We start from the raw sequence: 8,612 nt of genomic DNA on the forward strand, positions 1-8,612 counted from the left end.
TAACCATTCTATTTTACTTTTAATCGATTTTGTTGTTTTCGTTCTAATTCACTTAAATAACGTTTTCTTAAACGAATATTATTAGGAGTAACCTCTACTAATTCATCATCATTAATATAATCAAGACAAGCTTCAAGATTAAATGTTCGTGGTCGTTTTAAAACAACTGTTGAATCTTTAGAAGAAGAACGCGTATTTGTCAATTGTTTACCTTTAGTAACATTAACTACTAAATCATTATCACGGCTATGTTCACCAACGATCATTCCTTCATACACTTCAACGCCAGGACCGACAAACATTACCCCACGATCTTCTACACCGCCTAAAGCATAAGCTGTAGTCTGACCATTATCAATCGAAATCAAAACTCCTAAAGATCGTTCTCCAACTGTTTCACCTTCCATTGGACGATACTCCAAGAATGAATGTGAGATGATCCCATATCCTTTAGTCATCGTCAAAAAGTTAGTCATAAAACCAATCATTCCCCGTGATGGAATAGTATATGTAACACTAGTCTGGCCATCATTGCTAACCATATTTTCTAACACTCCACGACGATACCCCAAAGATTCAATAACATTACCGATACAATCATCAGGAGCTTCAATATTTACTTCTTCAAACGGTTCACATTTAACACCATCGATTTCTTTGATGATTACTTTTGGTTTAGATACTTGTAACTCATATCCTTCACGACGCATATTTTCAATCAAGATCGATAAATGTAATTCACCACGTCCAGAAACGATCCATTCTTCACTATTAGGAATTCTTTCAATTTTTAAAGAAACATCACGATTAGTTTCTTTAAGCAAACGCTCTTCGATTTGACGCGCTGTTACAAACTTCCCATCCTGTCCAGCAAAAGGTGAAGTATTTGTTCCAAATACCATTTGAATAGTTGGCTCATCCACTTTTAATAACGGTAAAGCTTCCTCTTTCCCTGGTGTACAAACCGTTTCACCTACACCAATATCTGCAAGTCCCGCAATAGCTACAATATCCCCAGCACTAGCCTCTTCAATTTCAATTCGGTGCAATCCTAAAAAGCCATATAATTTTTGAACTCTAAATTGACTGTGACTGCCATCAGCTCGCACACAAGTTACACTTTCATTTACTTTTATCTTTCCACGCTGAATTCGACCAATCCCAATTCTTCCTACATAATCATTATAATCTAATAAAGCTGGTTGAAACTGCAATGGTCCTTCTTCATCAACTAACGGTTCAGGAATCTCACTGATGATCATATCAAACAAACAGTCCATATTAGGCACTTGGGTTGCAAGATTGGCATCAAGACTTGATGTTCCTTGTAATGCTGAAGTATAAACCGTTGGAAAATCTAACTGATTATCATCAGCTCCTAATTCCATAAATAATTCCAATACTTCATCCATTACTTCTTGAATCCTTACTACTGGACGATCGACTTTATTAATAACAACAATTGGTTTTACTTTAGCTTCTAAAGCTTTTTTTAAGACAAAACGAGTTTGTGGCATCGTTCCTTCATAGGCATCAACTACCAGCAATACCCCATCAACCATATTCATAATTCTTTCAACTTCACCACCAAAATCCGCATGACCAGGTGTATCCATAATATTAATACGATAATCTTTATAATTAATCGCAGTATTTTTAGCTAAAATAGTAATTCCTCTTTCTCGTTCAAGAGCATTACTATCCATCGCTCTTTCTGTAATTTGTTCATTATCTCTAAATGTACCAGATAATTTTAACAATTGATCCACGAGTGTTGTTTTCCCATGGTCAACATGAGCTATAATTGCAATATTTCTTATCTTCATTATCATGACCTCTCTTATAACTTCATCATTATAGCACAGAATTATTTTTTGTCATTATTTTTTTTCATTTGTCAATAATATCCCATTTCTTACCTTCAATCAACAATTATTCCCAGTAATCCTGAAAGCGCTATTGCTTGATACCTATCAACATGAACTCCTTTTAAACTATACATATCAATCCTAATTCCCTCAATATTGGCGTGCTTTAAATCCAATCCACATAAACTAGTTTTAAATATTTCACCATTAATTAAACTAACATGATTAAATTCCAGCTGCTTCACACTTACTTCGGTAATACTACTTTCATCTAAACACGCATCTTTAAATTCAACATTACGCATATTTCCTAAAGCTATATTCATATAACGTCCCTGAATATCTTGAAATAAAACATCTCTAATTGAACAATCAATAAAACCAGTTCCAACCATTTTACAATTAATAAAATGACAGCGATGAATACTGATTTTATTAAACTCTAAATTCGATAGATCACATCCCTCAAAAACACAATCTACTAAATGAGTATTAACTAATTTTATTTTATTAAAATCAATCTTTACAAATTTACATTCATCAATTGAAGTGTTTTTTATTATCACAGTATCTTGAGGATCTGCAACAAATAAACATTGATAATACAAATCCCGATCATCAAACAAAGATTCATCTAAATTATTAATTACCGGCTCTTTTCTTTTCATTTTCGCACCCCTTATCAATAGTAACAATTTAAATATTTAAAGTAAAGCTGCTTCATATTTATATCATCAAAATATAAAAAGGAGCTTTCATCGAAATCTCCTTTTTATTTTCCAATCAGCTTTCATTAATGATTCGGTTACTAGCAAGATATGTTGCTAAATAATATCCACCATAAACAATTACAATAAAAATACTAGTAATTAAAATCTTATCAGCAATATTAATACTTACCATCAGATTAATAATATGACTTATCTCATTTAAAGCGACAAAACTATGAATCAAAGCTACAACTAAAGGAAAAATAAAAGTAATACCAATTTGATATAGCAAAGCGCGGTTTATCATTGGTCTACTAGCCCCTAATTGTCCTAAGATTCGATATCTTTCTTTATTATCAGAAGATTCTGATAATTGTTCTATCGCTAAAACTGTACCGCTGCTAATAGCAAAGACAATTCCTAAATACAATCCAATAAAAGTAAATAATGCACTAGTACCAATTGCTGATTCACTCATCTGAACCCGGGTAAATGAAATTATATATTCTCCTTGATTATCCTGATTAAACTGATCAATTAATTTTCTAAACTTATTTTCATAATTTTCATCATTTTGAGTATAATTACCAATAATATAATTATTAACACCCTCCATCTCACTACCATATTTTTCAGCTATCTCATCATTTACAACAATAAACCCTTCATTACCTTCACCATTGACGATCGATAATTCAACAACTTCTTTAGTCTTGCTAGTCAAAGTCATGTTATCTAGGTTGATTGCATTATTACCTTCAAGAAATTCATTATAAAATTCTAAAGCCATCGGAAGAGTAGCAACTAACTGATATTGATTATCACCCAGATCAACTGCCTGTCCACTCTTTCCTTGAATCTGTAAAATCCGATTATAATCACTTTCCTTAATAACCTGCATTGGCTGCTTTTCCATATATTCCATATTAGCATATTTATCACTTTTTGCATCAATAAAATCACCCTGCGTTATCCCCTCTAGTTTAATAAAACTAAATTGGTATTCTTCTTTGACAGTATCTTGATAAGCTATATTATTTCTAAAATCTTTTAATTTATCAACTTGACTGCTTAATACTGTAAAATCATTTGGACAATTATTTCGATATGAATCATTCATGGCATTTGCCATTGATAATGATGAAGATAAGATTCCAATCGTTAAAAGCAGCATCAGCGATATTACTGTCGTCGAAATTACATGGGTATTAACTTTATTATTAACCTGCTTTAAAATAAAGATGTTTAATCCTTTATAATATGTCTTTTTTCTTAACTGCACCACTTTTAATAAAAAGCCAGCTACTGATAAGAAAAATAAAAACGTTCCTAGCGCTCCTAAAACAATCATTATTAAAAAGTCTGACCCTCCCGACAGTATTACTCCATCATATAAAATTTTATAAGCATAACCAATCATCGCTATCGAGATAATAAATATTCCAAAAATTACCCAGCTGTTTTTTATCTTAACTTTTTCATTTCGTCTACTTGCATATAATAGATCAATTAATTTAAACCGACCTAAAATCATAATATTAAAAACCATCACGATCAAATAGATTATTCCAAAATTAACAATTGTATATAGCAATGCATCACTAGAAAAAACAAATGAGAATCTAGTCATATCGGCTTCAAATAATTTAGCAGTAAATATTGAAATCAATTGTGATAAAACTACGCCCAAGATCAATCCAATTATCAATGAAACAATTCCTACGATCACTGTTTCTAAAACTAAGATCAATGAAACTTTTGCTCGAGACATTCCCAAAGTAAAATATATCCCAATTTCTTTTTTTCGTCGTTTAATTAAAAAGTTATTAGCATAAACAATTAAAAAACCTAAAACAATAGAAACAAAAACAGATAGGTAGTTTAAAACATCTACCAATGTTTCAATCATATCCATTTTTGATTTATTAAGGGACATCATTGCAGTTTGACTATCAATTGAATTAAAAATATAAAAGATAGCAACCGCAATAACCAAAGTTAAAAAATAAATCGAATAATCTTTAATACTCTTTTTAATGTTTTTAAACGCTAAATTAAATAACTTCATTTAGCTCACCACCTAATAATGTCTGAACTTCCATAATACTATTGAAAAATACTTTGCGTGAACTTTCGCCACGAATTATTTCATTAAAAATTTTCCCATCTTTAATAAAAATAACCCGATCAGCATAACTAGCTGTAAATGGATCATGAGTAACCATGACTATTGTTGCATTTAATTTTGAATTTAATACATTTAAACTATCTAACAGCATTCTTGCTGATTTACTATCCAAAGCACCTGTTGGTTCATCTGCTAAAATCAAATCTGGATCAGTAATAATTGCTCTAGCACAGGCTACCCTTTGTTTCTGACCGCCTGATAGTTCATAGGGGTATTTGTTAAGAATTTCTTCAATTCCTAATGCCTTGGCTATCTGAATGACTTTTTGATCAATTAATTTGTAATTGGTTTTTTGAATCGTTAGTGCTAAAGCGATATTTTCAAATGATGTTAAAGTATCCAGTAAGTTAAAATCTTGAAAAATAAAACCTAGCGAATCCCTTCTAAATTTAGTTAATTTATTGCCCTTTAATTTAGTAATATCTTCATTTCGTAAATAAATATGGCCACTAGTAACCCTATCAATAGTTGAAATACAATTTAATAATGTACTTTTTCCACTACCACTAGCACCCATGATTGCTAAAAACTCGCCATCATCAACATCAAAAGTAATATTATCTACCGCTTTAGTAAGATTGCTTTTATTACCATAATATTTCTCAACATTTTCAATTCTTAGTATTTTTTCCATTTATCTTCACCTCAATAACTATTATATCTATTACATATTTTTCTACCATCGAATAAAATAACATAACCTTACATTAATGTAAGGTTATGTAAGAATTATTAGGAAATATTATCGTCACTACTGTATTTCCGTGACTTGAAGTAATCTTTATTTGATGATTTAAACGCAAACATAATTTTTTACACAAATATAAACCAATTCCTGTACTTTTTTTAAAATCACGACCATTACTGCCAGTAAACCCTTTATCAAAAACACGATCAATCTCACTTTCTAAAATTCCAATTCCATTATCCTGAATCATTAATTCAACATGATCTTTATATTTTTGCGCATAAATATGAATAAAAGGCTGACCTTGACTATATTTGATTGCATTATTAATAATTTGATGCAAAATAAATTCTAACCATTTTTTATCACTAGGTATAACTATATTTAGATCATCTAAATCAATCTTGATTTTTTTACTGATCAAATCTTTTTTATTCCTTTTAATAACTGTATTTACAACATCCTGTAAACAAACCTCTTTGATCAAATAATCTTTTTCAACATTTTCACTTCGAGCATAAAAAAGAACTTGTTCAACATAATCATCGATTTTGACCAATTCTTCTTTAATACTATCATTTATCTCACTTCTATTATTTTCAATAATCATCTGAATCGTTGCCACTGGTGTTTTTACCTCATGACACCACATTTCTATATATTCTTTTAGCTCACTTTGACGAAATAGTAATTTATTAAGATGCTCTTTCATTGCTTTATCTATCTCATAAATACTATCAACCATTATTTTCCCTTCAATGAACTGAGGCTCTTCAATTAATTCTGTAATTAAATATTTTTCGTCTAAATTATTTAAACATCGAACAAAACGATTATAATAATTTCTTTTTCGCCAAAAATCATATCCACAAATCAAACTAAACGAAATCAACATTAAAAATGGTACATAAAAAACTAAAAATCTCGGACAGTCAAAAGCCCACAAAATAATCCATACTAAAGCAATCGTAAAAAAAGCAATCATAATATTAATTATTTGATTTTTCAGATAATCATTTAATTTCATAAAATTATATAACCCTGTTTTCTTCTAGTACAGATTACATCTTTTAATCCAATATCCTCTAATTTTTTACGCAAACGATTTATATTAACTGTCAAAGTATTATCATCTACAAACATGTCGCTATCCCATAAATATGTCATGATTTCTTCACGGGATTTAATTTGACCGCGATTAGTTAAAAGAAAATATAAAATCTTTAATTCGTTTTTAGATAATTCAATTGTTTGATCATTTTTTATGATCAAACTCTTTGATACATCCAATTTAATATCTCGATAGCTAAGCATATTATCATAAGCCACTTTAGTTCTTTTTAAAACAGCTTCAATTCTAGCTAATAAAATTAAAGGATTGTAAGGTTTAGTAACAAAATCATCCGCACCATAATTCATACAGATCAATTCATCCATTTCATTATTACGGCTTGTTACAATAATGATTGGCTTCGATGAGTTTTTTCGATATTCTTTACATAAAAACTGTCCATTAACATTCGGTAAGTTGATATCTAATAAAATCAAATCACCATCAAAAGAAATCATCTTTTCTAATGTATTTTCAAAAGAAGTAATTACTTCTACTATATAACCATTATTCTTTAAATAAACTTTTAATTCATCACGGAGTTTTTCTTCATCTTCGATAATTAATATTTTTGCCATTTTCTCACCTCGTCTATATTATACACAAGTATTAATAAAATAGCACGTTAACATTTTGCTTGAAAAAACTATTATTTTGATATATATTTTATTCATACTATACCAATAGGAAAAGGGGGATGTGTATGGAATTCACAGTTGAACAAACAGTAAAAGATCTAGGTATAAAATGTATCGGCGTACGTATTACAGGAATAAATAATCATCATTATAGTGATAGTCTCAATGACTATTTAAACATTCATAGCCAAAGACTACTTAAATCATCAAATGTAAACGATCCAATTATTCAAGGTTTTTATGACTTACATAAAAAAATAGGTGTTTCTAAACGTAAGAATATACCTGCCAGTGAAAACTTAATTAAATTATTAAAAAAACGTCATGATATTACAAGAATCAATCCGGTTGTTGATATTTATAATATTATTTCTATGGAATCTAAATTAGCCTTAGGTGCCCATGATATTGATAAAATTACTGGTAATGTAAGTTTAAAATTAACAGATGGCAAGGAATTATTCATTCCCCTTGGTCAAGAGGAACCCAAAGAAGTTCCTGCTAATGTATATAGCTATATTGATGATAATGATGAAATCATCTGTTATCTTGAAGTTCGTCAAGTCAATAAAACTAAAGTTACTAATGATTCTAAAGATATTTTCTTTATTGTACAAGGAAACGAAAAAACTGACTATAACTATGTTAAAAATGTCGCTGAAGAATTAATTACCGTCATTACTTATTATTGTGGTGGAACTGGTAAAATATTATAAAAAGCCAAAAACTAATTGGCTTTTTTATTTATATTTTTCAATCACACAACTGTGTTTCTTTGTCTTCTTATCATAGCTTATTGCCACTAATAGTAAATTATCTCTATACTCTTCCAATCCCTTTGGATATTTCTTCTCTTTGATTTGATTAATAGCTGTCTTGGCTTCCTGATCCCACTTCAATTCTACTATCATTGCTGGTTTATCATCTTTAGGTATAAACACCATATCTGCATACCCTTTACCACTTGGCATCTCTCTTATTATCGTATAATGATTTCTTGCATATATATACGCGATCGAAATTGTATATGACAGGGCATTTTCATTATTATATGTTAGTATCGCTGTATCCAAATGCGCTTCTTCGATATACTTAGCTACTAATTCTTCATCTTTATTCCATGTCGCTTCTAATAAGGCACGGCTGTTTAATAACGCTTTCGTTGTTTCATTCCATGATGAATCTTCAATTGATGCTACAAATGAACTTGTTACTTCCTTATTTGGAATATAACATGTCTGATCAGAACTGTTATATCCTAGATATCCTAGATGAATCAACAGTGTTAAAACATCATCTTTTGATTTGAACGTCGTCATATCATTTTGAAACTTGTCTGTATTCAAATATACCTCTTCTCCAGCCAATAATTTGACAACATCATCTTTCAAGCCGTCATAATTCATATC

Annotated in this window: 8 protein-coding genes; 1 reads left to right on the forward strand and 7 read right to left on the reverse strand. The window is 29.9% G+C overall.

What is annotated here, in order from left to right:
* Positions 1 to 8: 8 nt before the first annotated feature.
* The 6 genes from typA to BR82_RS0113800 all read right to left on the reverse strand — a co-directional run bounded on the left by typA (position 9) and on the right by BR82_RS0113800 (position 7,143).
* Positions 9 to 1,826: a translational GTPase TypA gene (typA, locus tag BR82_RS0113775; RefSeq protein ID WP_027090646.1), complete on the reverse strand. Its 1,818-nt coding sequence runs from the start codon at positions 1,824 to 1,826 to the stop codon at positions 9 to 11.
* Between the two features lie 95 nt (positions 1,827 to 1,921).
* Positions 1,922 to 2,536: a pentapeptide repeat-containing protein gene (locus tag BR82_RS0113780; protein ID WP_027090647.1), complete on the reverse strand. Its 615-nt coding sequence runs from the start codon at positions 2,534 to 2,536 to the stop codon at positions 1,922 to 1,924.
* A 115-nt stretch (positions 2,537 to 2,651) separates the two neighbouring features.
* Positions 2,652 to 4,646, reverse strand: coding sequence for an FtsX-like permease family protein (locus BR82_RS0113785; protein ID WP_027090648.1), 1,995 nt, complete (start codon positions 4,644 to 4,646; stop codon positions 2,652 to 2,654).
* Positions 4,633 to 5,400 (reverse strand): ABC transporter ATP-binding protein, encoded by a 768-nt coding sequence (locus tag BR82_RS0113790; protein ID WP_027090649.1) that lies wholly within the window; start codon positions 5,398 to 5,400, stop codon positions 4,633 to 4,635. Before BR82_RS0113790 ends, BR82_RS0113785 begins: the two co-directional genes overlap by 14 nt.
* Positions 5,401 to 5,473: 73 nt before the next feature.
* Positions 5,474 to 6,481: a sensor histidine kinase gene (locus BR82_RS0113795; protein WP_027090650.1), complete on the reverse strand. Its 1,008-nt coding sequence runs from the start codon at positions 6,479 to 6,481 to the stop codon at positions 5,474 to 5,476.
* Positions 6,478 to 7,143, reverse strand: coding sequence for a response regulator transcription factor (locus tag BR82_RS0113800; protein ID WP_027090651.1), 666 nt, complete (start codon positions 7,141 to 7,143; stop codon positions 6,478 to 6,480). The genes BR82_RS0113795 and BR82_RS0113800 overlap by 4 nt, the downstream gene beginning before the upstream one ends.
* 125 nt (positions 7,144 to 7,268) lie before the next feature.
* Here BR82_RS0113800 and BR82_RS0113805 point away from each other — a divergent pair, with 125 nt between their 5' ends.
* Positions 7,269 to 7,919: a B3/B4 domain-containing protein gene (locus tag BR82_RS0113805; protein WP_027090652.1), complete on the forward strand. Its 651-nt coding sequence runs from the start codon at positions 7,269 to 7,271 to the stop codon at positions 7,917 to 7,919.
* A 24-nt stretch (positions 7,920 to 7,943) separates the two neighbouring features.
* Here the strand turns inward: BR82_RS0113805 and BR82_RS0113810 are convergent.
* On the reverse strand, positions 7,944 to 8,612 hold a 669-nt coding region (locus tag BR82_RS0113810), incomplete at its 5' end, for a PD-(D/E)XK nuclease domain-containing protein (RefSeq protein WP_027090653.1).

The organism is Thomasclavelia saccharogumia DSM 17460 (assembly GCF_000686665.1).
Classification (GTDB): domain Bacteria; phylum Bacillota_I; class Bacilli_A; order Erysipelotrichales; family Coprobacillaceae; genus Thomasclavelia; species Thomasclavelia saccharogumia.